The sequence below is a fragment of the Tsukamurella conjunctivitidis genome, assembly GCF_007858475.1.
GTDB lineage: Bacteria > Actinomycetota > Actinomycetes > Mycobacteriales > Mycobacteriaceae > Tsukamurella > Tsukamurella conjunctivitidis.
The window spans coordinates 35,875-60,987 of the sequence record NZ_VIGX01000015.1; the positions used below are offsets into that span (position 1 = coordinate 35,875).

Here is a 25,113-nt window from a genome sequence, read left to right on the forward strand (position 1 = left end):
CTGCGAGAGGATCCATCCGTGCCTAACGACAATCAGCCCCAGCCCGGACCGCGGGGCCCGGTCGATGCGAGCCTCGTCCCGCGCTACTGCGGCCCCACCACCTTCGCCCGCCTGCCCCGCCTCGACGAGGTCGATTCCGCCGCCGTCGCGGTGCTCGGCATCCCCTTCGACTCCGGCGTGAGCTACCGCCCCGGCGCACGGTTCGGCCCCGGGCACATCCGGGCCTCGTCGAAGCTGCTGCGGCCCTACAACCCCGCGCTCGACGTCTCCCCGTTCGCCGTGCACCAGGTCGCCGACGCGGGCGACCTCGCGGTGAACCCCTTCGACATCGTCGAGGCGCTCGGCACCGTCGAGACCGAGATCGGACGCCTGCGCGGCGCCGGCTCGAAGGTGCTCACCCTCGGCGGCGATCACACTCTCGCACTGCCGATCCTGCGCGCCGTGGCCGCTGATCGCGGGCCGGTCGCCGTCCTGCACTTCGACGCCCACCTCGACACCTGGGACACCTACTTCGGCGCGCCGTACGCGCACGGCACCCCGTTCCGTCGGGCCAGCGAAGAGGGCCTGATCGACTTGGAACGCTCCATGCACATCGGCATCCGCGGCCCGCTCTACGGCGAGCAGGACCTCACCGCCGACGGCGTCCTCGGCTTCCAGGTGATCCGGTCCGACGACTACGAGAACGACGGACTCGACAGCGTGATCGAGCGCATGCGCCGACGCCTCGCCGGGCCCGACGGTGCCGGCGGCCCCGTCTACGTCTCCGTCGACATCGACGTCCTGGATCCCGCGCACGCCCCCGGCACCGGTACGCCCGAGGCCGGCGGCATGACGAGCCGTGAGCTCCTGAACACGATCCGCGCACTGGTGGGCACCGACGTGGTGGGCGCCGACGTGGTGGAGGTCGCGCCGCCCTACGACCACGCCGAACTCACCGGCATCGCGGCCGCGCACGTGGCCTACGAGCTGCTCTCCGTGCTCGCGGTGAACGCCCGGTGAGCCCGTTCACGGCGGGGCTCCTCGCCCGCAAGCCGGTCGACCGCATCCTGCGCGACAGCGCCGCGGAACACGAAGGCCCCCAGCTGAAGCGGTCGATGGGTCTCGGCCACCTGACGGCGCTGTCGATCGGCGCCTCGCTCGGCACCGGCATCTTCGTCATCCTCGGCGAGGCGACGCCGGACGCCGGACCCGCGGTGATCGTCGCGTTCATCCTCGCGGCGGTGACCGCACTGTTCTCCGCTCTCTCGTACGCGGAGATGGCGGGCACCATCCCCGTCTCGGGCAGCTCCTACTCCTACGCCTACGCGACGATCGGTGAGCTCTTCGCGTGGGTCTGCGGGTGGTGTCTGCTGCTCGAGTACGGGGTCTCCGTCGCCGCCGTCGCCGTCGGATGGGGCCAGTACATCAACGAGCTCCTGCGCACCCTGTTCGACGTCGAGCTGCCCACGGCGCTCGCCGCCCCGCCCGGCGACGGCGGCGTCGTCAACATCCCCGCGATGGTGATCGTCGCGCTCGCCTGCCTGGTGCTGGTGGGCGGTGCCACGGAGAGCGCGCGGCTCAACACCGCGATGGTGATCCTCAAGGTCTGCGTGCTGGTCTTCTTCTGCGCCATCGCGTTCACCGCGTTCGACGCGGGCAACCTCGAGCCCTTCATGCCCTTCGGCGTCGGCGGGGTCACCGCTGCGGCCGCGATGGTCTTCTTCTCCTACATCGGCTTCGACGCCGCCTCCACGGCGGGCAACGAGGCGAAGAATCCCACTCGCGATCTCCCGCGCGCGATCATCCTCTCGCTCGGCATCATCACCGTGCTCTACTGTCTCGTCGCGCTCGCCGCGGTCGGCGCGATGCCCTGGCAGGAGTTCGGCGGCACCGAGGCCTCGCTCGCGAAGATCCTGACCGACGTCACACAGAGCACCTGGCCGTCGGTGATCCTGTCGATCGGTGCGGTGATCGCCATCGCCAGCGTCGTGCTCGCCGTGATGTACGGCCAGACCCGCATCCTCTACACGATGGGCAGCGACGGTCTCGTGCCGCCGGTCTTCGCCAAGGTCAACCCGCGCACCTTCGTGCCCGTCCGCAACATCCTCATCGTCGGCACCCTGGTCGCGCTGCTCGCGGGCCTCGTCCCGCTCGGCGAGCTGGCGAACGCCACCTCGATCGGCTCCCTGTTCGCGTTCGCGCTGGTCAACATCGGCGTGATCGTGCTCCGCTACAGCCGCCCCGAACTGCCCCGCACGTTCAAGACGCCGCTGTTCCCGCTCGTCCCCGTCCTCGGGGTCGTGTTCTGCGTCGTCCTGATGTTCCAGATGAAGGCGCCCACATGGATCGCCTTCGGGCTGTGGACCCTCGTCGGCCTCGCCGTGTACTTCGCGTACGGCTACCGGAACTCGCGGCTCCGCGGTGAGACGGACCTCATGAAGGCCGCGCGATGACGATCACCGTCGGGATGTACCAGGGCCCGGAGGGACTCGGGCCCGAGCCGGACGTCGCGCGGAACCTGGCGGCGATCGACGGCGCGGCCGCCCGCGCGGCGGCCGCCGGCGCGCAGATACTCATCACGCCCGAGCTGTCGGTCACCGGCTACGACATCGGCGCGGCCGCGAGGGAACTCGCCCGCCCGCGCGGCGGCGAGTACCACGACGCGATCGCCGCCATCGCGCGCCGCCACGGCATCACGGTCGTCGCCGGGTACCCCGAACGCGACGGGGACCTGGTGTTCAACGCCGCCACCGTGATCGGGCCCGACGGGGCCGAGCTCGCGCACTATCGCAAGTCCCACCTGTTCGGGGATCTCGACCGCGCCGTCTTCGCCCCCGGCGCCGAGCTGCCCGTGCAGTTCGACCTCGGCGATCTGCGTTGTGGGCTGCTCATCTGCTACGACGTCGAGTTCCCCGAGGCCGTGCGGGCCCACGCGGACGCCGGCGCCGACCTGCTGCTGATCCCGACCGGCCTGATGGAGCCCTTCGGCCGGATCGCCGAACAGGTCGTGCCGGTGCGCGCCTTCGAGAGCCAGCTGTACATCGCCTACACCAACCACTGCGGACGCGAGACCTCGCTCGAGTACTGCGGCCTGAGCACCGCGGCGGGGCCCGACGGCGACGTCGTGACCCGCGCGGGCCGCGGCGAGGAACTCCTGATCTTCTCCGCCGATGTCGAGGCCCTGCGCGAGGCCCGCATCGCGAACACCTACCTGCGCGACCGGCGCAGCGACCTGTACTGAGCACCGCCACCCGAGGAGCCCGCATGACCCAACCCGCCATGCCCGCCCACGGCCCGTCCGGATCGGACGCGCCGCTGACCATGTTCGGCCCGGACTTCCCGTTCGCCTACGACGACTGGGTCACCCACCCCGACGGGCTCGGCACCGTCCCCGAGGCCGTGCGCGGCACCGAGGTCGCGGTGATCGGCGCGGGCCTCGCCGGCCTCACCGCCGCCTACGAGCTGGCCCGGATCGGCCTGAAACCCGTGGTGTACGAGGCAGACCGGATCGGCGGGCGGATGCGCAGCGAGCGCTTCGAGGGCTACGACGACGACCTCGTGGCGGAGATGGGCGCCATGCGCTTCCCGCCCTCGTCGACGACCCTGCAGCACTACCTGGACCTCGCCGGGCTGCGGACGGAGGACTTCCCGAACCCGCTGGCGGAGGCCACGCCCAGCACCGTCATCGACCTCAAGGGCCGCAGCCACTACGCACGCACCGCCGCCGACCTGCCGCCGGAGTTCGCCGAGGTCGCCCGCGCCTGGGACGCCACGCTCGCCGACTACGCCGACGCCGCCGAGCTCCAGGACGCGATCCGCGCCCGCGATGCCGGCCGCATCCGGGCCGTGTGGTCGCGGTTGGTCGAGGAACTCGACGACCAGACCTTCTACGGCTTCCTCACCGCGTCGAAGCACTTCCGTTCGTTCCGGCACCGGGAACTGTTCGGACAGGTCGGATTCGGCACCGGCGGCTGGGACACCGACTACCCCAACTCGATGCTGGAAATCCTCCGCGTCACCTGCACCGCCGCCGACGACCACCACCGCGCCATCGTCGGCGGCGCCGACCGGCTGCCGAAGCACCTCTGGGAGGACACGTTCGACGGAGCGCGGTCCGTGCGGGACCTCAACGGCGGCGCACACCGGCCCGCCGTGACGGAGATCCGCCGAACGGCCGGGCCCGGTGGCGCGCCGCGCTACACCCTCGTCGACGCGGGTGGCGAGACCCGCACCTACCCGGCCGCGATCTTCACGGGCCAGGCGTGGATGCTGCTCAACACCATCGACTGCGACGACGACCTGCTCCCCATCGATCACTGGACCGCGGTGGAGCGCACCCACTACATGGGCAGCTCGAAAGTCTTCGCCCTCGTCGACCGCCCGTTCTGGCGCGACGTCGATCCGGCGACGGGCCGCGACACGATGTCGATGACGCTCACCGACCGGATGAGCCGCGGCACCTATCTGCTCGACCACGGGCCGGATCGTCCCGGCGTGATCTGCTTGTCGTACACCTGGTCCGACGACTCGCTGAAGGTGCTGCCGCTGGACGTGAACGCGCGGCTGGACCTGATGCTCAAGTCGCTCGGCGAGATCTACCCGGGCGTGGACATCCGCAGCCACATCATCGCCACCCCGAAGACGGTCTCGTGGGAGACGGAGCGGTACTTCATGGGCGCCTTCAAGGCGAACCTGCCGGGGCACTACCGGTACCAGGAGCGGCTCTACACCCACTTCATGCAGGAGAAGCTCGATCCGCGACACCGCGGCTTCTTCCTCGCCGGCGACGACATCTCGTGGACCGCCGGGTGGGCCGAGGGCGCCCTGCAGACCGCGCTGAACGCGGTCTGGGGCGTTGTGCACCACCTGGGCGGGAGCGCGCCGTCGACCAATCCCGGACCGGGCGACGTCTTCGCCGACATCGCCCCGATCCGGCTCGGCGACGAGCGGGGAACGCGGGCCTAGCCCTCGCCCGCCACGCTCAATCGCGGGCGAGTGCGGTCACCAGGCCGCCGGCCCCCGGGATCATGGTGACGTTGCGGTGCTTCGGCTGTTCCGCGGGCGCGTCGGTCATCGCGAGGTCCACGCGCTTGAGGATCTGGGTGACCACCACCCGCAGCTCCGCCATCGCCAGCCCGGCGCCGAGGCAGCGGCGGTTGCCACCGCCGAAGGGCATCAGCTTCTGCGGCGAGGGCTTGACGCCGAGGAACCGCTCGGGATCGAAGGCGTACGGCCGCGGGTACAGCTCCTCCCGGTGGTGCAGCAGCAGGATCGAGATCAGCGCGATCACGCCGCGATCGACGATGTAGGGCCCGAACTGCCAGTCCGACAGCAGCTCCCGCGCGACCACGGGCACCACCGGGCGACTGCGCATCGACTCGTTGATCAGCGCCTCGAGATAGGCCTCGTCGTCCTCGCGCGCGGCGAGGACCGCGCGGCGGTACACCTCGGGGTTCCGGGTGAGACGCTCGAAGGTCCAGGCCACCGAGTTCGACGTCGTCTCGTGCCCCGCGAGCACGAGGGTGAGCAGCTCGTCCCGGATCTCGCTGTCGCCCAGGGGCGCACCGTCGTCCCCGCGCGCCGCCATGAGCACCGTCAGGATGTCGGAGCGGCCCCCGCCGTCCGGACCGTCGGCGCCCTCGCGACGCCGCTCGGCGATCACGGCGTAGATCGCCGCGTCCAGGGGGCGGAGCACCATCTTCAGGACTCCGCGCGGCTCTCGGCTGCGCGCGTTCACCAGTTGCACCACGGTCGCGAGCGGGTGCGTCGACAGGTGCAGCAGTCGGATCATGGACGACCGCACCGCGCTTTCGGCCCGAGTCGCGCCGGATTCGTCGTCGATGCCGAAGACCGCCGACATGATCACGTCGAGCGTGATCTGCTGCCCGATGTCGGCCAGCGCCACCGGCTCCCCCCGGCGTCCACTCGTCGATCCGGCGCGCGGTGGCCGCGTCGATGCGCTGGTGATACTCGATCACCGCGCGCCCGTGGAACTGCGGCAGCAGTAGGCCCCGCTGCTGCTTGTGCCGCGGGCCGACCGCCGTGAGCACCGAGTCCGGCCCCACGATGGGACGCAGCGGCGAGAACCGGGTCGCCGACGGCGCACCGTCGGGCCGTGACATCAGCGAGGCGATGTGCGCGGGATTGGACACCATGACGATCCGCCCCGGGCCGCCCGCGAACTCGGATCGGAAGACGTCGCCGTACCGGTCCACCGCGCGGAAGATCACGTCGCCCTCGCGCAGCGTGTAACTCAGTGACGCACGCAGCGGCCCCATCGGGAGCGCGGGCGCGGAGCACAGGTCGGCCGCGCCCGCCTCGTCGACCGGGCCCGCTTGGTCGGAGGTCCCGCCGCTGATGCCTTCGCGGGCGGGATCGCGGAGGTGCCAAGCGGGTTCCGGGATCGAGAGGGTGCGCGCGACGGTGCCGCCGAGCCCACTGCCGATGCCGGATCGGACGGTGCGTGTGATCGTGGTCATATCGTCCTCCTACGTCGATTGTGCACGTCGGGCACGACGTGCGGGCGGTGCAGCGGATCGTCAGGGAACGACGGTGCCGAGCGGCCCGGTCCGGTGGTCGCGCTCGGCCATCGCGCGGTGGATGTCGCGCGCGGCGAAGTCGAGGCCGTCGCTGTCGTGCGTGAGCCACACGATGCCGACGACGAACGCTGCGATGACGAGAACGGTGATCATGGCCTTCTCCTTCTCCCGACGCCCGGTGTGTGTTCCGAGTCACTGTCGACGCTACGAAGACAGACCGCGCAGGTCAGCGTGCCCAGGACGGGATTCGGGTTCGCCCGGGGGCGGGCACCGGCCTCCGCCCACGGGTGGAGGACCCCACATCCCGGCGGGACTACGATCGGGCTCATGCGCTGGCTGCGGTGGTTGGAGGCGCGGTACGCGCGCGCCTTCGCCGCGATCGGTTACGAATACCCGCCGTACTACATGATGATCACCGAGGCGGCGATGCTCGCGCTCGTGGTCGAGGCGATCCTGCCGCGCGTCCTGGCGAGGCCGGAGGGCCTCCAATGGGTGTTCCTGGCCGTGGCGGCCGTGCTCTCGCTGACCCACTCGGTCGCCACGCTCGTGCGCACCGACCACCTCTCCCTCACCGCGCACTCCGTCGCCACCCTCGTCTCGGCCGCCCTCTTCTGGTCGGTACCCACGACCCTCGATGTGGTCCCCCTGATCCTGGTGGTCGCCATCACCCAGGTCGCGGCCGTGACACCGATCCGGGTGACAGCCGTGCACCTCCTGGCGTACGAGGCCGTGGTCGTGACGGCCGGGGCGCTCGGCGCCATCCACCAGGCCTGGATGATCGCCCTCACCGTCGCCTTCGGTGCGGCCGTCGGTCAGTTGATGCAGAACCAGCTCCTCCTCCTGCGCGCCGAACGTCGAGCCCAGGCCACGCGATCGGCGCTCGATCGGGCGGCCATCGCCGGCGACGTGCACGACGTGGTCGCACATTCCCTCGCCGTCGTGCTGCTCAACGTCACGGCGGCCCGTCGGGCACTCGAATCCGGCGACGACCGGGACGAGGCCGTGGACGCTCTGCGCGACGCCGAGACCCAGGGCCGAGTCGCGATGAAGGACATCCGCACCACCATCGAGCTGCTCCGGTCCGACAGCGCCGACGCGGCGCAGCCCGGCCTCGACGACATCCCCGAGCTGGTCGCCTCGTTCGAGCGCGCCGGGCTCGCGGTCGGGTTGGAGCACCGGTCACCGTCGAGCGGGCTCACCGCGGGTGCCGGCCTCGCCGCGTTCCGGGTCGTGCAGGAGGCCCTCGCCAACGCCGTCAAACACGCGCCGGGTGCGCACGTGTCCGTCCGCGTCGGCCCCGACCCGGACGGACGGCTCGGCGTCCGGGTCGCGTGCCCTGTGCCCGACGGCGCGCGGCGCGCCCCCGGCGGTTCCGGCCTGGAGGGCATGCGGGCCCGTGTGGAGAGCGCGGGCGGCACCCTCGCGGCCGGACCGGTCGACGGGACATGGCTCGTCGCAGCGACGCTTCCCGCCGGGACCGGATCCCGTCCGGCCGATTCGATCCGAGGAGACCGCCCGTGACCGATCGACCGATCCGCCTGCTGCTCGTCGACGATCAGGACCTGGTGCGCCTGGGGCTGCGCCGGATCCTGCGCCTCCGCGACGGATTCGAGGTGGTCGGCGAGTGCGCCGACGGCGACGAGGTACCCACCGCCGTCGCGGAGACCGCCCCCGACGTCGTGCTGATGGACCTGCGGATGAAGCGGGTCAGCGGGATGGAGGCCACGCGGCGACTCACCGCAACCGCCGACGCCCCGCCGGTGCTCGTGCTCACCACGTTCCGCGACGACGACCTGCTGTCCGAGGCTCTCCGAGCGGGAGCGTCCGGCTTCGTCCTCAAGGACTCACCCGCGGAGGAGCTCATCCGCGCCGTGCGCCTCGTCGCGGCCGGGGAAGCGGTCCTCGACCCCGCCGTCACCGGCCGCGTACTCGAGACCTACCGGACCGCCGTACCGGCGGTCGCGGCAGCGTCGGGCGAACAGGCGCGGCTGACCTCCCGGGAGGTGGACGTGCTCGCGCTCGTGGGGCGCGGGTTGTCGAACGACGACATCGCGGCCGAGCTCGTGATCTCGATCGTCACCGTGAAGAGCCACATCGGCTCAATCTTCACCAAGCTCGGCGTGCGCAACCGCGCGGAGGCGATAGTCTTCGCGTTCGATCACGGCATCGTCCGCCCGGGCGGCTGACGGCCCGCAGGGGCGGGGCCAGGTTTTCGCCCCCGATCACGGCATCGTCCGCCCGGGCGGCTGACGGCCCGCAGGGGCGGGGCCAGGTCTTCGCGTTCGATCACGGCTGCGTCCGCCCGGGCGGCTGCCCCCCTGCGCAAGTGGACACCGTTCAGTGCGGCGGAACCGCAGGTCGCACTGGACGGAAACGGTGTTCGATCGGGAGGGGCGTTACTGGCGCTCGATGAAGACCGGCTTCTCCTTGTTCGCCGCCGCGGTGCGGGCGATCACGTGGTTCTTGCCGCGGATGAGCCCCAGCTGCAGGGCCTGCTCGACCGGGAAGGACAGGCGCGAGCCGCTGTACCAGGTGTTCTCGAACAACGCCTTCGACGCGGCCACCGCGTCGGGCGAGCGCTCCTTGAGCTTCTCGACCAGTTCCAGCGCGTCCTTCATCGGATCGGCGGAGACCCCCGTGACCAGCCCCCAGTCCAGGGCCTGCTTCGAGGTGAACATCTCCCCGGTCATGGTGAGGCGCTTGGCCACGTCGATGGTGGTGAGCTGGGCGATGGACGCCGAGATCGACATGTCGGGGATGAGGCCCCACTTGGCCTCGAGGACGGAGAAATCCGCCTCAGTCGAGGCGTAGCGGAAATCGGCACCCAGAGCGATCTGCAGGCCGCCGCCGTAGCAGTGGCCGTGCACCACGGCGATCACCGGCGCGGGCACGCTGCGCCACGCCCAACCGGCGGCCTGGAAGTTGTTGGCCGCCGAGATGCGCTTGGGCACGAAGTTCATGAGCAGGCGGCGCTGCTCCTTGCCGGCCGAGGCGAAGTCGAGACCCGAGCTGAACGAGCTGCCCTCGCCGGACAGGATCACCGCGCGGAGCGAGCGGTCGTTCTTCGCACGGTCGGCGGCTTTCGCGAGGTCGTCGATCATGTCCAGGGTGAGCCCGTTGTGCTTCTCAGGACGATTGATCCGCACGTGGGCGACCTCGTCGCGCACCTCGTAGTCGATGTTCGACATCCGCTTCTCCTCGTTTCGCCTCGCCTTGGCCGTCACGTGCAACCCTAGCGGCCGCGTCGGTCCCCGTATGGGAAGGCACGGCTGAAGTAAAGTGACGCTCATGGCGGTCACGTTGCACATCACGGGGGAACCCGAGTCGGACGCGGTGCTCTCGGAGCATCCGTTCGCGCTGCTCGCGGGCATGCTTCTCGATCAGCAGTTCCCCATGGAACGTGCGTTCGCGGGTCCGTGGAAGGTCCTCGACAGGTTCGGCAGTATCGACCCGCGCGACATCGCGGTCGCGGATCCGGTGCGGTTCGAGGAACTCTGCACCACTCCCCCCGCGATCCACCGGTACGGCCGTGCCATGGCGGCGCGCCTGCAGACCCTCGCCCAGATCGTCGTCGACGAGTACGACGGGCACGCCGAGCGGATCTGGACCGAGGCGTCGTCCGGCGCCGATCTCGTCAAGCGGATCGAGGCGCTGCCCGGATTCGGCGCGCAGAAGGCCAAGATCTTCGCCGCACTCGTCGGCAAGCAGCTCGGTGTGAAGCCGCGCGGCTGGGCGACGGCGGTCGGCGACTACGGCAAGGCCGGGTTCCGCTCGGTCGCGGACGTCGTCGACGGCGAGTCCCTGCAGAAGGTGCGCGCCTACAAGAAGGAGATGAAGGCGGCCGGGAAGAAGGCGGGCGCATGACCGGACCGGGTCCGTACGGCGGTCAGAATCCGAATCAGCCGGGTCAGGCCTATTCCCAGGCGATCCCGCTGCCCACCCCGCCCCGGGGGCCCGCCGCGCCGGGCCCGGTGCCCGGAGCGGCCCCGCCCCCTCCGCAGAAGCCGAACAAGGGCCGCAACGTGATCGTGGCTCTCGTCGCCGTCGCGTCGGTGGTCGCCCTCATCGCCGCGATCGTGGTCGCCGCGCTCCTGAGCGACTCGAACGGCGCCGATCCGGGAAAGGACACCGCCTCGGCCACAACGGGGGCCGGCGCCGTCTTCCGCATCAACGACTGCCTCTACGACGTGCCCGAGGCGCCCAAGGTGGGCAACTGCGACGACGGTGGATCGCCGTACAAGGTGACGCAGGTGATGCCCGCCGGCGAGAAGTGCCGCGCGGAGCAGACCTCGATCGCGCGGGGACGCTGGTACTGCCTCACGCCGAACCTCAACGTGAACTACTGCTACACCGCTCCCGTGCCCGGGACCTGGATCAAGGCGGCCGCACAGTGCGGCGCGCCGGGAACGATCACCGTGGTCTCCGTGGTCGGCGGACTCAAGGACTCCGGCCGGTGCTCCGGCGAGTGGGACCGCAGCTACTTCTTCGACGACCCCGTCTACACGATCTGCGCGAAGTCCTACACGTAGCCGCCCGCCCCGAGGACGCCGCCGGGCGGACGAGCCCGGATCGTCGTTGAACTAGGCTGGTCGCGTGCCCGTCACCATGCCCCACGACCTCCCCGCCAGGGCCGTCCTGGCCGCGGAGCAGGTCTTCGTCATGTCCGACGACCGAGCGGGACATCAGGACATCCGCCCCATGCGGATCGCCATCCTCAACCTGATGCCGATGAAGGTCACCACCGAGACCCAGCTGCTGCGCCTGCTCAGCAACAGCCCGCTGCAGATCGAGGCGACCCTGCTGCGGGTCGCGAGCCACGTCTCGCGGACCACCGCGTCGGAGCATCTCGACTCGTTCTACTCCACCTTCGACGAGGTGGCCGACCAGCACTTCGACGGCCTCATCATCACCGGTGCGCCGATCGAGCGTCTCGACTTCGAGGACGTCGACTACTGGCCCGAGATGACCCGGATCCTGGACTGGACCCGGTCCAACGTGCAATCGACCCTGCACGTGTGCTGGGGCGCGCAGGCCGCGCTCTACCATCACTACGGCGTCGGCAAACACGAACTGCCGCAGAAACTCTCCGGCGTCTTCCCGCACCGGCTCACCGATGCGCGGTCGCCGGTCGTCACTGGTTTCGACGACGAGTTCCTCGCTCCGCATTCGCGGCACACCGACGTCGCCGCGGCGGACATCGAATCGACCGGCCGGGTCGACGTGCTGGCCGTCAGCGAGGAGGCCGGCGTCTACCTGGCCGCCAGCCGGGACGGCCGCCAGGTCTACGTGACGGGCCACCCGGAGTACGACGCGGACACGCTGGCCCGCGAGTACGCGCGGGACAGCGAGCAGGGACTCCCCGTCGCGCCGCCGGCGCACTACTTCCCCGGCGACGATCCCACCGCGCCTCCGGCCAACCGGTGGCGCGGCCACGGCAACCTGCTGTACAGCAACTGGCTGAACTACTGCGTGTACCAGGAGACGCCGTTCGACCCGAGCGGCGCGTAGCCGGTCAGTACCGCGCGTCCTCGTCGTCCGCCGCCGGCGCTCGGGACGGCTCGGAGGCCTCGACCTCGACGACCGGAGCGACGACCACCGCGGGCGCGACGACCGCGGGCGGCACCGCGACCGTCGGAGCTGCGACGACGCGCGCCGGGCGCGGCTGGCGGGGCTGCGCCGCCTTCGCGACCTCGCTCGCGGTGCGCAGGGCGAACTTCGGCAGGCTGGACAGCAGATCGGTCACCGGCTCGGCGACGGTATTCGCCGCGCCGACCACGTTCTCGATGTCGCCCAGGCGCTGACCCATGGCGGCGATCGTCGGCGTGAGCTTGTTCATCGCCTCGGTCACCTCGGCGAGCTTCTGCACCACACCGTCCTCCGCGGTGAAGGCGTCGACGATGCCACCCTCGCGGGTGGCACGGTCGAGCGGACCGTCGGGCCGGATCACCCGGTCGACGGGGCCGCCCTCGTCGAACAGGTCCGCCACCCGATCGGCCGCGCCGCCGGGCCCCACGACGCGGTGGATGGCGCCGTCGTCACTGAGCAGGTCGGAGACGCGGTGCACTATGTGGGGGACGCGCTGCGCGGCGGTGATCAGGTTCTCGTGGCGGGTGCCGCCGGCGGAGCCGGGATCGATCGTGTCCGCGGCCATCGCGACGGCGTCCCGCGCGACGCCCAAGGAGGCCTCGGCGGCGGCGAGACCCAGGCCCGCCGCAGCCAGCCCGAGACGGGCGGGGGCGAGCAGTGCTTTCGGAAACTCCATGGATCCAGCGTAGCGCCGATCCGCGATACCGGAATCAGGAGAATCCCTGACGTCAACCACCGGACGCCGGGGTGACGACGTAGGTCACGTCGCCGTCGTCGGACGAGATACCGACGGTGAAGCCGTTGCCGCGGTACACGGCACCGACGCGTCCGGCGTCGAGCGGCACGCCCGGCGCGACGGGGACCAGACCGGCCGCGATCAGTGCACGGGCGGCCGCGACCGTGTCGCGCCCCTCGACGGTGACCCGCCACATCGTGTGGCCGACCTCGATGGTCTCCGCCTTGCGGACTTCGCCGACGATCGGGACCTGCTGCGCGGGGAAGGTCGCGGGCAGCACGACCGGCCTCGGCGCGGGGCCCCCGCAGCCGGCGGAGAGGACCGCGGAGACGACGAGGGCGGCGCCGATGCCGGCGCCGCCCTGCTTCGTGCGATGCATGCGGGTCAGAGCGAGATCTTGCCCTCGGCGATCGCGCGGATGAGCTGCTTCTCGCGGCGGGCCCGCTTGAAGCGCGCGCCCACCACGAGCGCCGCCAGTACCGCGATGCCCGCCGCTGCGGCCAGCACCGGCGGCTTGGTCACGGTGGCGACCACCGACTGCTGCGCCTGCTCGGCGAGCTTGCGCGGATCCGCGCGCTCCCCCAGCTGGTCCAGCGTCGCCGCCAGCTGCTCCCGGGCGCGCTCGATGTCGCGCTCGATGCTCTCGGTGTCACGTGCCACTTCGCTCTACCTCCGGGTCAGCCGGCCTGCAAATACTTCTCCGACTCTAGACCAGCGGCCGCGACGGCAGTGCTCTGCGGGGCCCGGGCGGCGCGATCCGGCTCCGCGGGCAGGGCGAAGGTGGCCTGGACCTGCAGCCATTGCGCCAGCACCTGGCAGCCGGTGAGTTCGTAGTCCTCGTGTCGCAGCCGGGCGAGCGGCTCGGTCGCGTAGGCGGTGTGGCGGTCACCGCGCAGGTTGTAGTCGCGGCCGCGGTAGCGCACGCGCGGCAGGTAGCCGAGGATCTCCCGGCCGGCCGTGCGGAGCCGGTCGACGTCGCGCCGCCACTGCCGGGTTCCGAAGGCGGTACGGGTGGCGTTCTGGAAGCGGTGCCCGAGGTACTCCCCGGCGGCGCGGGGCGCCCAGGTCGCCAGGTCGCGCAGCGCCAGGTAGGCGGTGGCGTCGGCGATGTCGCGGACGAAGGAGTCGACGCTGGCGTTGCAGATCACGTCCTGCGGGTGCGAGATCCACTGCAGCGGCAGCCCGGCGGGCACCGACGGGCCGTCCCCGGCGACGCCGGAGCCGCACAGGGCCGGGTCGGTGCCGTGCGGACGCTCGGGATCCGAGATCAATCCGACGGCGAGCACATGCGCCAGCACGGGCCCTCCGACGACAGAGTCCATCGCGCCGAGCACCCGGCGCACGACCGTGCACCCCTGTGAGTAGCCGATGAGGACGACCGGCCCGTCGGCCTCCGTCATCGCGGTGAGCAGTCGCTCGACACCGATGGAGACGGATTCCGCGAAGGAGATGCCGTCGCGGGCCGGAACCGGGCCGTACGACGCGGGATAGCCGACCCAGCGCCCGGCGAAGCGGTCGTCGAGTTCGGCCACGACATGACTGAGCATGCCGGTCACCTCGGTGCGGGGATCGTCGATCCAGGATTCGCCCGTGCCCCCGACCGCGAGCACGGTGATCCGGGCCCGGCCGGCGTCCGCCGGTCGCCGGGCCGCCCTGCTGTGGACGGTCAGCGTGTTCATGGAACAACCCTTGCGTCCCCGGATGAGAGGCAGCTGAAATCCATGTTAAGAAACCGGTGATGTGTCCGAGCTAACAGGGCTCAGCTCTGACAAGTGGGACACCAGTACAGGTTCCGCGCCTCCATCACCTCGGTCCGCACCGGCGTGCCGCATACGCGGCACGGATCACCCGTGCGCCGGTAGACGTAGGTCCGGGGCCGATCCTCGGCGTACGACGGTGCGCCGTGGTCGTGTTCGGGGCGCACGACGTGCATGCGCCCTCGCGCGACGCCGATCGGCATGAGCGCGACCAGGTCCGCCCAGATCTCGTCGAACTCGGCGCGGGAGATCTCGCGACCCTCGCGGTGCGGGTCGATCCCGGCGCGGAAGAGCACCTCGGCCCGGTAGACGTTGCCGACGCCCGCCATGACCTTCTGGTCCATGAGCAGCGCGCCGATCGGTCGGCGGGAGCGCTCGATGCGCCGTCGCGCGTCCTCCGGATCGGAGTCCGGCCGCAGCGGGTCGGGCCCCAGGCGGGCGAGCACCCCGTCGACCTGCTCCTCGGTGACGAGCTCGCACGCGGTGGGGCCGCGCAGGTCGGTGCCCCCACGGGGCCCGACGATCCGCATGCGGACCTGCCCCACCGGAGCGGGCGGCGCACCGTCGGGCAGGTCGAAGTCGGTGAAGGCGCCGTACAGGCCGAGGTGGACGTGGACGATCGCGCCCCCGGAGTAGCGGTGCCACAGGTGCTTGCCCCAGGAATCGGCGCGCTCGAAGACGCGCCCGTCGAGTCGCTTCGCCTCCGGCGCGAACCGTCCCTGCGGGCTGGAGACGCGGACGCCCTCGCCCGCGAACAGTGCGTCGTGGGCGAGGGCGAGCCGGTGGAGTGTGTGCCCCTCGGGCATCGTCGGCGGGTGGCCCGGCCGGTCAGGCCTCGGGCGCGCCCGGGACGGCGGGTGCGACGCCCGTGCGCTCGTACTCCGCGAGGATGTCGATGCGGCGCTGGTGCCGCTCCTCGTCCGACCACGGGGTCGACAGGAAGGCGTCGACGATCGCGAGTGCCTCGTCCTTGCTGTGCATGCGGCCGCCGATGCCGATGAGCTGCGCGTTGTTGTGCTGGCGCGCGAGCTGTGCGGTCTCGACGCTCCAGGCGAGGGCGCAGCGGGCGCCGGGCACCTTGTTCGCCGCGATCTGCTCGCCGTTGCCGCTGCCGCCGAGCACGATGCCGAGGCTGCCCGGGTCGGCGACGACCCGCTTGGCGGCGTCGATGCAGAACGCGGGGTAGTCGTCGAGGGCGTCGTAGGTGTGGGCGCCGCAGTCGACGACCTCGTGGCCGCCCGCCGTCAGGTGCTCGATGATCTGGGACTTCAGTTCGAATCCGGCGTGGTCGCCGCCGAGGTAAACGCGCATGGACACAAGTCTGACACGCGTCGCGCGAGCATCCGAAGGCGGCACAGCCTACATTCGATGGCATGGATGACAGCACCGAGCAGACACCGGGCCGGGAGCCGCAGGGCGACTCCTCCCCCTCTGCGTCCGCCCGCAGCGGGGCCTTCAGCACCGAACCCGACGAGACGTCGATGCCGAGCACCGGCTTCTTCCCCGTCGTGCAGCGCCCGGAGCCGGCCGCGACCGCGTCTCCGGCGCCGTCCGACGCGGCGACCTCAGCCATCCCCGCGGCGGACTTCCCGACCGAACGACACCATTCGGGCGGGCACCACGCACTGCCCGAGCTGGGCGCACACGACCCGTCGGTCACCGCGGGCCTGGGCGTACCGGGCGCGCCGTCGGACGGACCGCACGTCGGCGCGGGCCACTTCCACGGCGCCCACCTCCCCCGTGGGCAGTTCCCCGGCGGGCCGGGCGGCCCGGTCCCACCCGTGGCGCAGCCCCCGCTCTACGCGGGCGCGCCGCGGCGTCATCCCTGGGAGATCCCGCTGCTCGTGATCGTCATCCTGGTGACCGTCCTGATCTACGGCGGCGCACTCCTGCTGGCCGCCTTCGGTGTCGTCAACGAGTACCTGCTGCTGGCGCTGGTGGTGCCGATCCTCCTCTGGCTCGGTCGAGGCCTGACCTGGGCGTCGCCCCGCGTCCAGGGCGTGCAGATGACGCCGACGCAGTTCCCCGAGGGGTACCGCATGGTGCGCGAGGCGGCCGCCCGGTACGGCATGCGCGAGGTCCCCGACGCCTTCGTCGTGATCGGCAACGGGCAGATCAACGCCTTCGCCTCCGGTCACGGCTTCCGCCGCTTCGTGGTGGTCTACAGCGACCTGTTCGAGATCGGCGGCGAGGCGCGCGACCCCGACGCGCTGGCGTACATCATCGGCCACGAGGTCGGGCACATCGCCGCCGGCCACGTCTCCTACTGGCGGCAGGTCGGCTCCTTCGCGATGGGATATCTGCCGGTGATCGGCGCGGCGCTGTCCCGCTCGCAGGAGTACACCGCGGACAACTACGGCTACTTCAACCAGCCGGCGGGCACCCCCGGAGGCATGGGCGTCCTCGGCGCCGGTAAGTACCTCGGCAAGGAGGTCGACTTCGACCAGCTCGCCGACCGCGCGTCGACCGACAAGGGCTTCTTCACCTGGCTGGTGAACCTCACCGCCTCGCACCCCGTGCTCACCTGGCGCGCGGCCGCGCTGCGCAACCGCACCAAGGCCGGCTCGCTCTGGTTCGCGCCCAGCGGCCCTCTGCGCGGCACCGGCGGCGGCGCGGTCGTGCCCGCCGGCCCGGTCCCGACGTACACCCAGCAGGAGGTGCTCGCCCCCGCGCCGGGCGCGGCACCGCAGGTTCCCGCCGCCCACGGGTTCGTGCACCACGGCCCCTCGCCCGCGTACCCGCCTGCACAGCCCGGTCAGCCCACTCAGCAGGCCTATCCGGGCCAGCAGCACCCGCAGGGCGGCCAGTCCCAGCCGTACCCGGAGGGCGGTTACTTCGCGCAACGCCATCAGCAGTCGCAGGACGACTCCGGGTCGCAGACGGAACCGGGCGCCGACGACCGTCCCGGCAACCCGGGCACGCCGCCGCCGAACGGCCCCGCCGGCTCCTGAGCCCCGAGCAGCGAAGAACCCCGCCGATCGATCGGCGGGGTTCTTCGCTGTTCGGGGCTCAGTCGAACGTGGGCTCCTCGTGGCGGGAGCGCTTGAGCTCGAAGAAGTGCGGGTAGCTCGCGAGCAGGACCGCTCCGTCCCAGACCCGGCCGGCGTCGTCGCCGCGCGGGATGCGGGAGAGGACGGGGCCGAAGAACGCGGTGCCGTTGACGTGGATGGTCGGGGTGCCGACGTCATCACCGACCTTGTCCATACCGGCGTGGTGGCTCTCCCGCAGCGCAGCGTCGAAGTCGGTGCTGTTGGCCGCCGCGGCGAGGTCCGACTCCAGGCCGGTCTCGGCGAGGGATTCGGCGATCACCACGGCGAGATCCTTGTTCTGCTGGTTGTGGATCCGGGTGCCCATGGCCGTGTACAGCTTCGGCAGTACCTCCTCGCCGTGGCGCTGCGCGGCGGCGATGAGCACGCGCACCGGCCCCCACGCCGTCTTCATCAGCTCCTGGTAGATCTCGGGCAGGTCCTCGCGGCCCTCGTTGAGGACGGCGAGGCTCATCACGTGGAACTGCACGTCGATGTCGCGCACCTGCTCGACCTCGAGGATCCAGCGCGAGGTGATCCAACACCACGGGCACAGCGGGTCGAACCAGAATTCGACGCGATCCTTGGCGGTGGACGGGGCGGTATCGGTCACTGCGGCTCCTGCTCGTGGGACGGGGCGTTCGAAGTAGATCCTGCTCCTCGATGCAACGCCGCGCACGGCGATCTGCTTCCCGCGCGGGCACGGCGCGCCGCCGGGTGGCATTGTGGGACGGGTCGAGCCGGTCCGCCCGGCACCCTGTCCGTCGAGCCAAGAAGGAGCCTCACCTTTGTCCGCGCCCAATCTCACCCGGGTCCAGGCCGCCGAGCGCGCCGCGATCGTCGCCGTCTCGCGCTACGCCATCGACCTCGACCTCACCGACGGGGCGGACGCCCCCGGCGAGAAGACCTTCGGGTCGACCACGACGATCACCTTCACGGCGACGCCGGGCGCGGAGACCTTCATCGACCTCATCGCCAGCGGCATCACCGCCACGCTCAACGGCCGTCCGGTGGACACCTCCGGCTACACCGAGGAGGGCGGACTCGCTCTGCACGGCCTCGCCGCCGAGAACGAGCTCGTGGTCTCCGGCCGGTTCTTCTACTCCAACACCGGCGAGGGACTGCACCGGTTCGTCGATCCGACCGACGCCGCGGTGTACCTGTACTCCCAGTTCGAGACGGCCGACGCCAAGCGCATGTTCGCGTGCTTCGACCAGCCCGATCTCAAGGCCGTCTTCGACGTGAGCGTCACGGCACCGTCGGCCTGGACCGTGGTGACGGGCGGCGCGGAGGCGACGCGCGAGCCGCTGCCGACCGGTGCGCACCGCTGGACCTTCGTCACGACCGAGCCGATGTCGACCTACCTGGTGGCGCTCATCGCCGGGCCGTACGCGGTGTGGAGCGACGCCTACACGGACGAGCACGGCACGATCGACCTGCGCCTGTTCTGCCGCGCGAGCCTCGCGGAGTACATGGACGCCGAGCGCCTGTTCACCGAGACCAAGCAGGGTTTCGGCTTCTACCACAAGAACTTCGGCATCCCCTACGCCTTCGGCAAGTACGACCAGCTGTTCGTCCCCGAGTTCAACGCCGGCGCCATGGAGAACGCCGGCGCCGTCACCTTCCTGGAGGACTACGTCTTCCGGTCGAAGGTCACGCGCTACCTGTACGAGCGCCGCTGCGAGACGGTGCTGCACGAGATGGCGCACATGTGGTTCGGCGATCTGGTCACCATGCGTTGGTGGGACGACCTCTGGCTGAACGAGTCCTTCGCGACCTTCGCCTCCGTCCTCAGCCAGGCCGAGGCCACCGAGTACACCGCCGCGTGGACCACCTTCGCGAACGTCGAGAAGTCGTGGGCGTACCGCCAGGATCAACTGCCCTCGACGCACCCCGTCGCGGCCGACATCCCCGACCTGCAGGCCGTGGAGGTCAACTTCGACGGCATCACCTACGCCAAGGGCGCGTCGGTGCTCAAGCAGCTGGTCGCCTACGTGGGCCTCGAACCCTTCCTCGCGGGCCTGCGCACGTACTTCGTGGAGCACAAGTTCGGTAACGCCACCTTCGACGACCTCCTGCGCGCGCTGGAGGCCTCGTCGGGCCGCGACCTGTCGGACTGGGGCGCGCAGTGGCTCAAGACCACCGGCATCAACATCCTGCGCCCCGACTTCGACGTCGACGAGGCAGGGAACTTCACCCGGTTCACCATCGTCCAGGAGGGCGCGCAGCCCGGCGCGGGCGAGCTCCGCACGCATCGCCTGGCCGTGGGCGTCTACGCCGACGAGGACGGGAAGCTGGTGCGTACGCAGCGCGTTGAGCTCGACGTCGCCGGCGAGCGCACCGACGTTCCGGAGTTGGTCGGCGTGCACCGCGGCGAGCTGGTGCTCATCAACGACGACGACCTCACCTACTGCTCGGTGCGGCTGGACCCGGTCTCGCTCGCGACGGTCACGAGCCGGATCGCCGACATCGCCGAGTCGCTCCCCCGCACCCTCGGGTGGTCGGCGGCGTGGGAGATGACACGGCAGGCCGAGATGCGGGCCCGCGACTTCGTGGAGCTGGTGCTGGGCGGCATCGGCGCCGAAACCGAGGTGGGCGTGGTGCAGCGCGTCGTGCTGCAGGCGCAGACGGCCGTCGAGTCCTACGCCGATCCGGCATGGGCCGCGGCGGAGGGCCGCGAGCGGCTCGCCTCCGGCCTGCTGCGGCTGGCCCGCGAGGCCGAGGCCGGCTCCGACTTCCAGCTCGCGTTCGTCAACGCCCTGGCGGCGTCCGCCCTGGGCCGCGCCGAGGTCGAGGCACTGCGCGCACTGTACGACGGTGCCGAGCCCGGCTCCGTGGGGCTGGACGGGCTGACCGTCGACACCGATCTGCGGTGGCGCCTGCTGACGGCCCTGGCGCGCGCCGGTGCCGCCGGCGCCGAGGAGATCGAGGCCGAAGCACTCCGTGACCCGACCGCCGCCGGCGAGCGTTCCGCGGCCGCCGCGCTGGCCGCGCGACCGGACGTCCGGGTCAAGGAGGAGGCCTGGGAGAAGGTCTTCGGCGACGACTCGCTGTCGAACACGTTGACCCGTGCGATCGCGGCCGGCATCGTCGCACCGGGCCAGGGCGAGCTCCTGGCTCCGTTCACGGCGCGCTATTTCGCGGCGATCGACGAGGTGTGGGGCCGCCGCTCCTCCGAGGTCGCGCAGACGGTGGTCGTGGGCCTGTACCCGTCGTGGGACATCTCCGACGAGGCCGTGGCCGCCGCGGACGCGTGGCTCGCGGGCGAGCACCCGTCGGCGCTGCGCCGCCTGGTGCTCGAGGGACGCGCCGGCATCGTCCGCTCGCTCGCAGCGCGGGCCTTCGATCGGGTCTGACGGCGCAACGACCGCGGCCCCGGGATCATCCGATCCCGGGGCCGCGTCGTCGTGCGGGTCAGCTGATGAACGGGTGACCGCTCACGGTCTTGCCGGGATCGTCCTGGATCACGTCCCAGTGCTCGACGATCTTGCCGTTCGCGACGCGGAAGATGTCGGCGACCGCCTGCGCCTTGCCGTCGTAGACCGACTTCGCGTAGACGACCACGACGTCGCCGTCCGCGACGACGCGCACGATGGACGTGCTGTACTTCGGGTCCTTCACGACCGGCCCGAGCACGGCGACGAATGCGTCCCGGCCGTCGGCGACGCCCGGATTGTGCTGGATGTAGTGGTCGCCGATGTAGCGCTGCGCCGCGCCGGCGATGTCGCGTTGCACGAAGCCCTCGGTGTAGAACGCGGTGACCACCTCCTTCGGCGTCGACGGGGCGGCGCTCGCCTGCGCGGCGACGCCGAGCACCAGGGCGCCGACCGTGAGCACCGCGGCGACGGCGTTGCGGATCGTCCGGTTGAGGTTCATACCGTGTCCATTCATTGAAACTTCAATACTTCGATTCGATCAGAACACGACTGAGCCGCGTGCACAACGTGACGGCCATCGCCGTACGCTGCACGAATGGACGAGCACCACATCCCCGACACCGCGGAGGCCTTGATGCGCTCCCGGTTCGCCGCCTTCCGCGACGGCGACGCGGCGTGGTTGCTCGCGTCCTGGCACCCGAGCACCCGCCCGGCGGAGCTCGATCTCGACGAGGACGTGCGCTGGCGCGGCCTGCAGATCGTCGACACCGTCGCCGGCGGAGCGACCGACCGGACGGGCGTCGTGGAGTTCCGCGCCACCTACCTGGCCGACGGCGAGTTCGGCGTGCTGCACGAGCGGTCCCGATTCGTGCGCGAGGACGGTCGATGGTGGTACGTCGACGGGGAGCACTTCGACTGACCCCGGCGCGATACCGCCGCATACCGGTGCATACCAGCCGCCGTTCCCGAACCCCGCGCGTCATAGTTAGAGGATCTTGTTAGCGTGGAGAAATGGACAGGACGCGGACGGAATCGGGCGAACTGCACATAGCCGGCTGGGGTGCCGAGAACGTTCGGTCCTCGCGCCGCCGCACCCTCGCAGGGCTCTTCCGGCGCAAACCGCCCCTCACCGAGGAGTCCATCACCGTCGTCGACCAGCCGATGCTCAAGCGGGCGATCACCGCGGCGGCGCTCGGGAACATGATGGAGTGGTTCGACTTCGGCGTCTACGCCTACCTCGCCACGACGCTGGGCACGGTGTTCTTCGAGGGCCTCTCCCACACGGGCCAGTTGCTCGCGACCTTCGGCACCTTCGCGGCCGCGTTCTTCGTCCGCCCGCTGGGCGGCATCGTCTTCGGACTGATGGGCGATCGCGTCGGCCGGCAGAAGGTGCTCGCGGCCACCATGATCATGATGTCGGTCGGCACCTTCGCCGTGGGCCTGATCCCGTCGTACGCCGCGATCGGCGTCTGGGCGCCGATCCTGCTGCTCTGCGCCCGGCTCGTTCAGGGCTTCTCCACGGGCGGGGAGTACGGCGGCGCGACCACCTTCATCGCCGAGTACTCCCCCGACAAGCGCCGCGGATTCCTCGGCAGCTGGCTCGACTTCGGCACCTTCATCGGGTACTCCTGCGCCTCGCTGCTGGTCACGGTCCTCAATGCGACGCTCTCCGAGGCGGACATGCTCTCCTGGGGCTGGCGCATCCCGTTCTTCATCGCGGGCCCGATGGGCCTGATCGGCCTGTATCTGCGCCTCAAGCTCGAGGACACCCCCGCCTTCCAGGCGCAACTGGACGCGCACGAGAGCGCGCTGAAGGCGGTCGAGAAGCCCCAGCACGAGCTCCTCATGATCATCACGAAGCTCTGGCGCCCGCTGCTGGTGTGCATGGGCCTGGTGATCCTGTACAACGTGACCAACTACATGATCACGGCGTACCTGCCGACCTACCTCACCGAGGTGGCGCACCGCAGCCAGCTGACCGCGGACATGCTGGTGCTCCTGGCGATGCTGGTCGTGGTCGCCCTGATCCTGCTGATGGGGCACGTGAGCGACATCGTCGGCCGGAGGGCGGTCTTCGCGACCGCGGCCGTCGTGCAGATCGTCGTCGCGGTGCCCGCGTTCTGGCTCTTCAGCCACGGTTCGCTGTGGGGCCCGGTCGTTGCGTGCATCGTCTTCGGCGCGGTGCTCGCGTGCTTCGCGGCGCCCACGGCCTCGACCCTGCCAGCCCTGTTCCCGACGGCCGTCCGCTACGGCGCGCTGGGGCTCGGCTTCAACGTGGCCGTCTCGGCGTTCGGCGGCACGACCCCGCTCATCACGTCAGCGCTCGTCGACGCCACGGAGAACGACCTGGTCCCGGGCTTCTACCTGATCGTCAGCGCCATCGTCGGTCTGATCGCCGTCGTTGCGATGCGGGAGACCGCGACCCAGCCCCTGCTCGGCTCCGCGCCCCAGGTGGACACCCCGGAAGAGGCCACCGAGCTGTACCAGGAGGCCCGCGGTTTCGCGGCCGCCGAGCGCTGACGCGCACCCTCGCCCCCGAACGCGGAAACGGCCCACCGGATTCGGAATCCGGTGGGCCGTTCCTTCGACTGGAGTTACGCCGTGGGCGGCTTCACGGCCGAGGCCATGACGCGCAGCGCTGCGATGAGTCCGTCGATCAGGTCGCCGGCCTGGAAGGGCGGAATGGCGGCGGTGACGCCGAGCTGCGCGACCTTGTCGCCCAGGCGGTCGGCGACGCCACTGCCGGTGAGCACCACGATGTCGCGGGAGTTCGGCGAGACCGCGATCAGTGCCGCGTACTCGGGCTCGGGGGCCTGGCGGAGCACGGCCTCGGCACCGGCGTGCGGGTCGTCGCCCAGGTCGCCGATGTAGACCGAGAACCGGGCGCCGGCGTCGCGGGTGGCACGGATCAGGGCCTCGTCGAGGCCGATGAGCTCCTCGCGCGAGAAGGGCGGATTCGCGGGGCTGTCGCTCGCCTGGCGCGCGGCCGAGATCCGGCCGCTCGACGTGATGGCCGTGCCGATGGGCAGTTCGCCCTGCGGAACGGCGACGGTCTGCGTGTGATCACCACTTGCCACGAGCGGCACCCCCGATCAGGTTCTCGTTGTCATGGTCGCCGTGATGGGCGCCGTGCGGGCCCACCGGGGCCTCGTCGACCGCGCTGAACAGCATGGGCTCGCGGGTCCACGGCTCACCGAGCTTGTACTCGCCCGGCTGCTGGTACTTCTCGTTGCGGCCGGTGGCCATCGAGATGACACACAGGACGACGATCACGATCGTCGCAACGACGGTGATCCCGCCGACGATGTTGAGCAAGCTCACTGTGGGCCCCTTTCCTGTCTGCGCCAACGTCCGAGACGCGCTGGTCGATCAGTGAACAACTTAGCCTATGCCGCATCCAGGTCGAGATACCGACTCCACATCGGGTCGACCTCCTTGAGCGTGGACAGCAGCCGCCAGTGCCGCCCCTGCGGCGCCCGGGGCTCGGTGCGCAGCGTCCACCCGATTTCGGACAGGAGACGGTCGGCCTTGCGATGGTTGCAGGAGGCGCAGCACGCGACGCAGTTCTCCCACCCGTGGCCGCCGCCGCGGGACCGGGGCTGCACGTGATCGATGGTGTCCGCCTTGCCGCCGCAGTAGCCGCAGCGGAACCGGTCCCGGTGCATCAGCGCGGCGCGGGTCATGGGCACCTGCGCCCGGTACGGGACCCGCACATAGGTCCGCAACCGGATCACCGAGGGCACAGACAGCGAACGGTCCGCTGAATGCACCAGCGGACCGTTCGGATCGTCGTGGACCACGTCGGCCCTATCCCTGAGCATCAGGACTATCGCCCTGCGCATCGATATCGCGGTCAGCGGCTCGTAGGTCGCGTTGAGCAGCAGCACGCGCCGCTTGCCCCACACCGCACCGCCGGAACGGGAGTCGTCGGCGAGCGCCGTGGTCGCGGTGCCACCCGCGGCGTGCGTTCGCTTCATCGACACTCCTCACCGTCGCGGACCCGCCCGGGGTCGGCCGAGGTCCGTATCGCCTCTAGTAGTGCACCACGACGGCCGACGATTCGCACGCCGATTTCAGCGCATTTCCCGAGGCGAATCGGCGGATAGCGGGTGA

28 protein-coding genes and 1 pseudogene are annotated in these 25,113 nt (G+C 71.0%); 15 read left to right on the forward strand and 14 right to left on the reverse strand.

What is annotated here, in order from left to right; genetic code table 11:
• Positions 1 to 18 precede the first annotated feature (18 nt).
• The 4 genes from speB to FK530_RS19275 are packed head-to-tail and all read left to right on the forward strand — an operon-like array spanning position 19 to position 4,944.
• The gene (gene speB, locus FK530_RS19260) at positions 19 to 999 is read left to right on the forward strand and encodes an agmatinase (RefSeq protein WP_146488599.1); all 981 of its coding nucleotides are present in this window, start codon (positions 19 to 21) and stop codon (positions 997 to 999) included.
• Positions 996 to 2,432 carry an amino acid permease gene (locus FK530_RS19265; protein WP_146488600.1) on the forward strand — a complete coding sequence of 479 codons (1,437 nt, stop codon included), beginning with the start codon at positions 996 to 998 and terminating at the stop codon, positions 2,430 to 2,432. Before speB ends, FK530_RS19265 begins: the two co-directional genes overlap by 4 nt.
• Positions 2,429 to 3,220: a carbon-nitrogen hydrolase family protein gene (locus FK530_RS19270; protein WP_146488601.1), complete on the forward strand. Its 792-nt coding sequence runs from the start codon at positions 2,429 to 2,431 to the stop codon at positions 3,218 to 3,220. The genes FK530_RS19265 and FK530_RS19270 overlap by 4 nt, the downstream gene beginning before the upstream one ends.
• A gap of 23 nt (positions 3,221 to 3,243) precedes the next feature.
• On the forward strand, positions 3,244 to 4,944 hold the full coding sequence (locus FK530_RS19275; protein ID WP_146488602.1) for a flavin monoamine oxidase family protein: 1,701 nt from the start codon (positions 3,244 to 3,246) through the stop codon (positions 4,942 to 4,944).
• Positions 4,945 to 4,960: 16 nt separating this feature from the next.
• Here the strand turns inward: FK530_RS19275 and FK530_RS26725 are convergent, their stop codons facing one another.
• Positions 4,961 to 5,839, reverse strand: coding sequence for a cytochrome P450 (locus FK530_RS26725; RefSeq protein WP_231706713.1), 879 nt, complete (start codon positions 5,837 to 5,839; stop codon positions 4,961 to 4,963).
• Between FK530_RS26725 and FK530_RS26730 the strand changes: the two genes are divergently transcribed.
• Positions 5,769 to 5,987: a hypothetical protein gene (locus tag FK530_RS26730; RefSeq protein ID WP_231706715.1), complete on the forward strand. Its 219-nt coding sequence runs from the start codon at positions 5,769 to 5,771 to the stop codon at positions 5,985 to 5,987. The two genes, FK530_RS26725 and FK530_RS26730, sit on opposite strands and share 71 nt — an antisense overlap.
• A gap of 34 nt (positions 5,988 to 6,021) precedes the next feature.
• Positions 6,022 to 6,231: a hypothetical protein gene (locus tag FK530_RS26735; protein WP_231706709.1), complete on the forward strand. Its 210-nt coding sequence runs from the start codon at positions 6,022 to 6,024 to the stop codon at positions 6,229 to 6,231.
• A gap of 287 nt (positions 6,232 to 6,518) precedes the next feature.
• Here the strand turns inward: FK530_RS26735 and FK530_RS25935 are convergent, their stop codons facing one another.
• Positions 6,519 to 6,671: a hypothetical protein gene (locus tag FK530_RS25935; RefSeq protein ID WP_158645147.1), complete on the reverse strand. Its 153-nt coding sequence runs from the start codon at positions 6,669 to 6,671 to the stop codon at positions 6,519 to 6,521.
• Between the two features lie 174 nt (positions 6,672 to 6,845).
• Between FK530_RS25935 and FK530_RS19285 the strand changes: the two genes are divergently transcribed.
• Both FK530_RS19285 and FK530_RS19290 read left to right on the forward strand, forming a co-directional pair.
• The gene (locus FK530_RS19285; protein WP_146488603.1) at positions 6,846 to 8,039 is read left to right on the forward strand and encodes a sensor histidine kinase; all 1,194 of its coding nucleotides are present in this window, start codon (positions 6,846 to 6,848) and stop codon (positions 8,037 to 8,039) included.
• Positions 8,036 to 8,704, forward strand: a complete 669-nt coding sequence (locus FK530_RS19290) for a response regulator (RefSeq protein ID WP_231706710.1) — start codon at positions 8,036 to 8,038, stop codon at positions 8,702 to 8,704. Before FK530_RS19285 ends, FK530_RS19290 begins: the two co-directional genes overlap by 4 nt.
• 210 nt (positions 8,705 to 8,914) lie before the next feature.
• On the opposite strand, the gene FK530_RS19295 is transcribed toward FK530_RS19290, so the two are convergent.
• On the reverse strand, positions 8,915 to 9,706 hold the full coding sequence (locus FK530_RS19295; RefSeq protein ID WP_146488605.1) for a crotonase/enoyl-CoA hydratase family protein: 792 nt from the start codon (positions 9,704 to 9,706) through the stop codon (positions 8,915 to 8,917).
• A 100-nt stretch (positions 9,707 to 9,806) separates the two neighbouring features.
• Between FK530_RS19295 and FK530_RS19300 the strand changes: the two genes are divergently transcribed.
• From FK530_RS19300 to metA, 3 genes are all read left to right on the forward strand, one after another.
• Positions 9,807 to 10,382 (forward strand): HhH-GPD-type base excision DNA repair protein, encoded by a 576-nt coding sequence (locus tag FK530_RS19300; RefSeq protein WP_146488606.1) that lies wholly within the window; start codon positions 9,807 to 9,809, stop codon positions 10,380 to 10,382.
• Positions 10,379 to 11,047 (forward strand): hypothetical protein, encoded by a 669-nt coding sequence (locus tag FK530_RS19305; protein WP_146488607.1) that lies wholly within the window; start codon positions 10,379 to 10,381, stop codon positions 11,045 to 11,047. Before FK530_RS19300 ends, FK530_RS19305 begins: the two co-directional genes overlap by 4 nt.
• Positions 11,048 to 11,111: 64 nt before the next feature.
• On the forward strand, positions 11,112 to 12,026 hold the full coding sequence (gene metA / locus FK530_RS19310; protein WP_146488608.1) for a homoserine O-acetyltransferase MetA: 915 nt from the start codon (positions 11,112 to 11,114) through the stop codon (positions 12,024 to 12,026).
• A gap of 4 nt (positions 12,027 to 12,030) precedes the next feature.
• Here metA and FK530_RS19315 read toward each other — a convergent pair whose 3' ends face one another.
• The 6 genes from FK530_RS19315 to FK530_RS19340 all read right to left on the reverse strand — a co-directional run bounded on the left by FK530_RS19315 (position 12,031) and on the right by FK530_RS19340 (position 15,908).
• Positions 12,031 to 12,780: a hypothetical protein gene (locus tag FK530_RS19315; RefSeq protein ID WP_146488609.1), complete on the reverse strand. Its 750-nt coding sequence runs from the start codon at positions 12,778 to 12,780 to the stop codon at positions 12,031 to 12,033.
• Positions 12,781 to 12,832: 52 nt separating this feature from the next.
• Positions 12,833 to 13,219: a hypothetical protein gene (locus tag FK530_RS19320; protein WP_146488610.1), complete on the reverse strand. Its 387-nt coding sequence runs from the start codon at positions 13,217 to 13,219 to the stop codon at positions 12,833 to 12,835.
• Between the two features lie 5 nt (positions 13,220 to 13,224).
• Positions 13,225 to 13,500: a DUF3618 domain-containing protein gene (locus tag FK530_RS19325; protein WP_146488611.1), complete on the reverse strand. Its 276-nt coding sequence runs from the start codon at positions 13,498 to 13,500 to the stop codon at positions 13,225 to 13,227.
• 17 nt (positions 13,501 to 13,517) lie between these two features.
• Complete coding sequence (locus FK530_RS19330; protein ID WP_146488612.1) at positions 13,518 to 14,519, reverse strand: PE-PPE domain-containing protein; 1,002 nt, start codon at positions 14,517 to 14,519, stop codon at positions 13,518 to 13,520.
• An 80-nt stretch (positions 14,520 to 14,599) separates the two neighbouring features.
• Positions 14,600 to 15,403 (reverse strand): Fpg/Nei family DNA glycosylase, encoded by an 804-nt coding sequence (locus FK530_RS19335; protein WP_146488613.1) that lies wholly within the window; start codon positions 15,401 to 15,403, stop codon positions 14,600 to 14,602.
• Positions 15,404 to 15,425: 22 nt separating this feature from the next.
• Complete coding sequence (locus FK530_RS19340; protein WP_146488614.1) at positions 15,426 to 15,908, reverse strand: ribose-5-phosphate isomerase; 483 nt, start codon at positions 15,906 to 15,908, stop codon at positions 15,426 to 15,428.
• A 470-nt stretch (positions 15,909 to 16,378) separates the two neighbouring features.
• Between FK530_RS19340 and FK530_RS26740 the strand changes: the two are divergent.
• Positions 16,379 to 17,335 (forward strand): annotated as a pseudogene (locus tag FK530_RS26740) (M48 family metallopeptidase); the annotation flags it as partial.
• Positions 17,336 to 17,606: 271 nt separating this feature from the next.
• On the opposite strand, the gene FK530_RS19350 reads toward FK530_RS26740, so the two are convergent.
• A complete protein-coding gene (locus FK530_RS19350) occupies positions 17,607 to 18,236 on the reverse strand; it encodes a mycothiol-dependent nitroreductase Rv2466c family protein (protein ID WP_231706711.1) in 630 nt (209 codons plus the stop codon).
• 175 nt (positions 18,237 to 18,411) lie between these two features.
• Here FK530_RS19350 and pepN point away from each other — a divergent pair, with 175 nt between their 5' ends.
• Positions 18,412 to 20,979, forward strand: coding sequence for an aminopeptidase N (pepN, locus tag FK530_RS19355; RefSeq protein ID WP_146488616.1), 2,568 nt, complete (start codon positions 18,412 to 18,414; stop codon positions 20,977 to 20,979).
• A gap of 58 nt (positions 20,980 to 21,037) precedes the next feature.
• Here pepN and FK530_RS19360 read toward each other — a convergent pair whose 3' ends face one another.
• Positions 21,038 to 21,499 (reverse strand): nuclear transport factor 2 family protein, encoded by a 462-nt coding sequence (locus tag FK530_RS19360; protein WP_158645148.1) that lies wholly within the window; start codon positions 21,497 to 21,499, stop codon positions 21,038 to 21,040.
• 96 nt (positions 21,500 to 21,595) lie between these two features.
• On the opposite strand from FK530_RS19360, the gene FK530_RS19365 reads away from it, so the two are divergent.
• On the forward strand, positions 21,596 to 21,919 hold the full coding sequence (locus FK530_RS19365; protein ID WP_146488618.1) for a YchJ family protein: 324 nt from the start codon (positions 21,596 to 21,598) through the stop codon (positions 21,917 to 21,919).
• A gap of 92 nt (positions 21,920 to 22,011) precedes the next feature.
• Positions 22,012 to 23,520 carry an MFS transporter gene (locus tag FK530_RS19370; protein WP_146488619.1) on the forward strand — a complete coding sequence of 503 codons (1,509 nt, stop codon included), beginning with the start codon at positions 22,012 to 22,014 and terminating at the stop codon, positions 23,518 to 23,520.
• 74 nt (positions 23,521 to 23,594) lie between these two features.
• Here FK530_RS19370 and FK530_RS19375 read toward each other — a convergent pair whose 3' ends face one another.
• The 3 genes from FK530_RS19375 to FK530_RS19385 form a co-directional block, all read right to left on the reverse strand.
• Complete coding sequence (locus FK530_RS19375) at positions 23,595 to 24,077, reverse strand: DUF5130 domain-containing protein (RefSeq protein WP_146488620.1); 483 nt, start codon at positions 24,075 to 24,077, stop codon at positions 23,595 to 23,597.
• Positions 24,064 to 24,321: an aa3-type cytochrome oxidase subunit CtaJ gene (ctaJ, locus tag FK530_RS19380; RefSeq protein ID WP_068526454.1), complete on the reverse strand. Its 258-nt coding sequence runs from the start codon at positions 24,319 to 24,321 to the stop codon at positions 24,064 to 24,066. Before ctaJ ends, FK530_RS19375 begins: the two co-directional genes overlap by 14 nt.
• A gap of 65 nt (positions 24,322 to 24,386) precedes the next feature.
• Positions 24,387 to 24,977, reverse strand: coding sequence for an HNH endonuclease (locus FK530_RS19385; protein WP_146488621.1), 591 nt, complete (start codon positions 24,975 to 24,977; stop codon positions 24,387 to 24,389).
• Between the last annotated feature and the right edge of the window lie 136 nt (positions 24,978 to 25,113).

Excerpts from the sequence above, each read along its gene's own strand:
- FK530_RS19270 (WP_146488601.1), top strand. The coding sequence starts at position 2,429 with ATGACGATCACCGTCGGGATGTACCAGGGCCCGGAGGGACTCGGGCCC.
- FK530_RS19275 (WP_146488602.1), top strand. The coding sequence starts at position 3,244 with ATGACCCAACCCGCCATGCCCGCCCACGGCCCGTCCGGATCGGACGCG.
- FK530_RS26730 (WP_231706715.1), top strand. The coding sequence starts at position 5,769 with ATGGACGACCGCACCGCGCTTTCGGCCCGAGTCGCGCCGGATTCGTCG.
- FK530_RS26725 (WP_231706713.1), bottom strand. The coding sequence starts at position 5,839 with ATGTCGGCGGTCTTCGGCATCGACGACGAATCCGGCGCGACTCGGGCC.
- FK530_RS25935 (WP_158645147.1), bottom strand. The coding sequence starts at position 6,671 with ATGATCACCGTTCTCGTCATCGCAGCGTTCGTCGTCGGCATCGTGTGG.
- FK530_RS19285 (WP_146488603.1), top strand. The coding sequence starts at position 6,846 with ATGCGCTGGCTGCGGTGGTTGGAGGCGCGGTACGCGCGCGCCTTCGCC.
- FK530_RS19295 (WP_146488605.1), bottom strand. The coding sequence starts at position 9,706 with ATGTCGAACATCGACTACGAGGTGCGCGACGAGGTCGCCCACGTGCGG.
- FK530_RS19300 (WP_146488606.1), top strand. The coding sequence starts at position 9,807 with ATGGCGGTCACGTTGCACATCACGGGGGAACCCGAGTCGGACGCGGTG.
- FK530_RS19305 (WP_146488607.1), top strand. The coding sequence starts at position 10,379 with ATGACCGGACCGGGTCCGTACGGCGGTCAGAATCCGAATCAGCCGGGT.
- FK530_RS19315 (WP_146488609.1), bottom strand. The coding sequence starts at position 12,780 with ATGGAGTTTCCGAAAGCACTGCTCGCCCCCGCCCGTCTCGGGCTGGCT.
- FK530_RS19320 (WP_146488610.1), bottom strand. The coding sequence starts at position 13,219 with ATGCATCGCACGAAGCAGGGCGGCGCCGGCATCGGCGCCGCCCTCGTC.
- FK530_RS19330 (WP_146488612.1), bottom strand. The coding sequence starts at position 14,519 with ATGAACACGCTGACCGTCCACAGCAGGGCGGCCCGGCGACCGGCGGAC.
- FK530_RS19335 (WP_146488613.1), bottom strand. The coding sequence starts at position 15,403 with ATGCCCGAGGGGCACACACTCCACCGGCTCGCCCTCGCCCACGACGCA.
- FK530_RS19340 (WP_146488614.1), bottom strand. The coding sequence starts at position 15,908 with ATGCGCGTTTACCTCGGCGGCGACCACGCCGGATTCGAACTGAAGTCC.
- FK530_RS19360 (WP_158645148.1), bottom strand. The coding sequence starts at position 21,499 with ATGAACCTCAACCGGACGATCCGCAACGCCGTCGCCGCGGTGCTCACG.
- FK530_RS19365 (WP_146488618.1), top strand. The coding sequence starts at position 21,596 with ATGGACGAGCACCACATCCCCGACACCGCGGAGGCCTTGATGCGCTCC.
- FK530_RS19370 (WP_146488619.1), top strand. The coding sequence starts at position 22,012 with ATGGACAGGACGCGGACGGAATCGGGCGAACTGCACATAGCCGGCTGG.
- FK530_RS19385 (WP_146488621.1), bottom strand. The coding sequence starts at position 24,977 with ATGAAGCGAACGCACGCCGCGGGTGGCACCGCGACCACGGCGCTCGCC.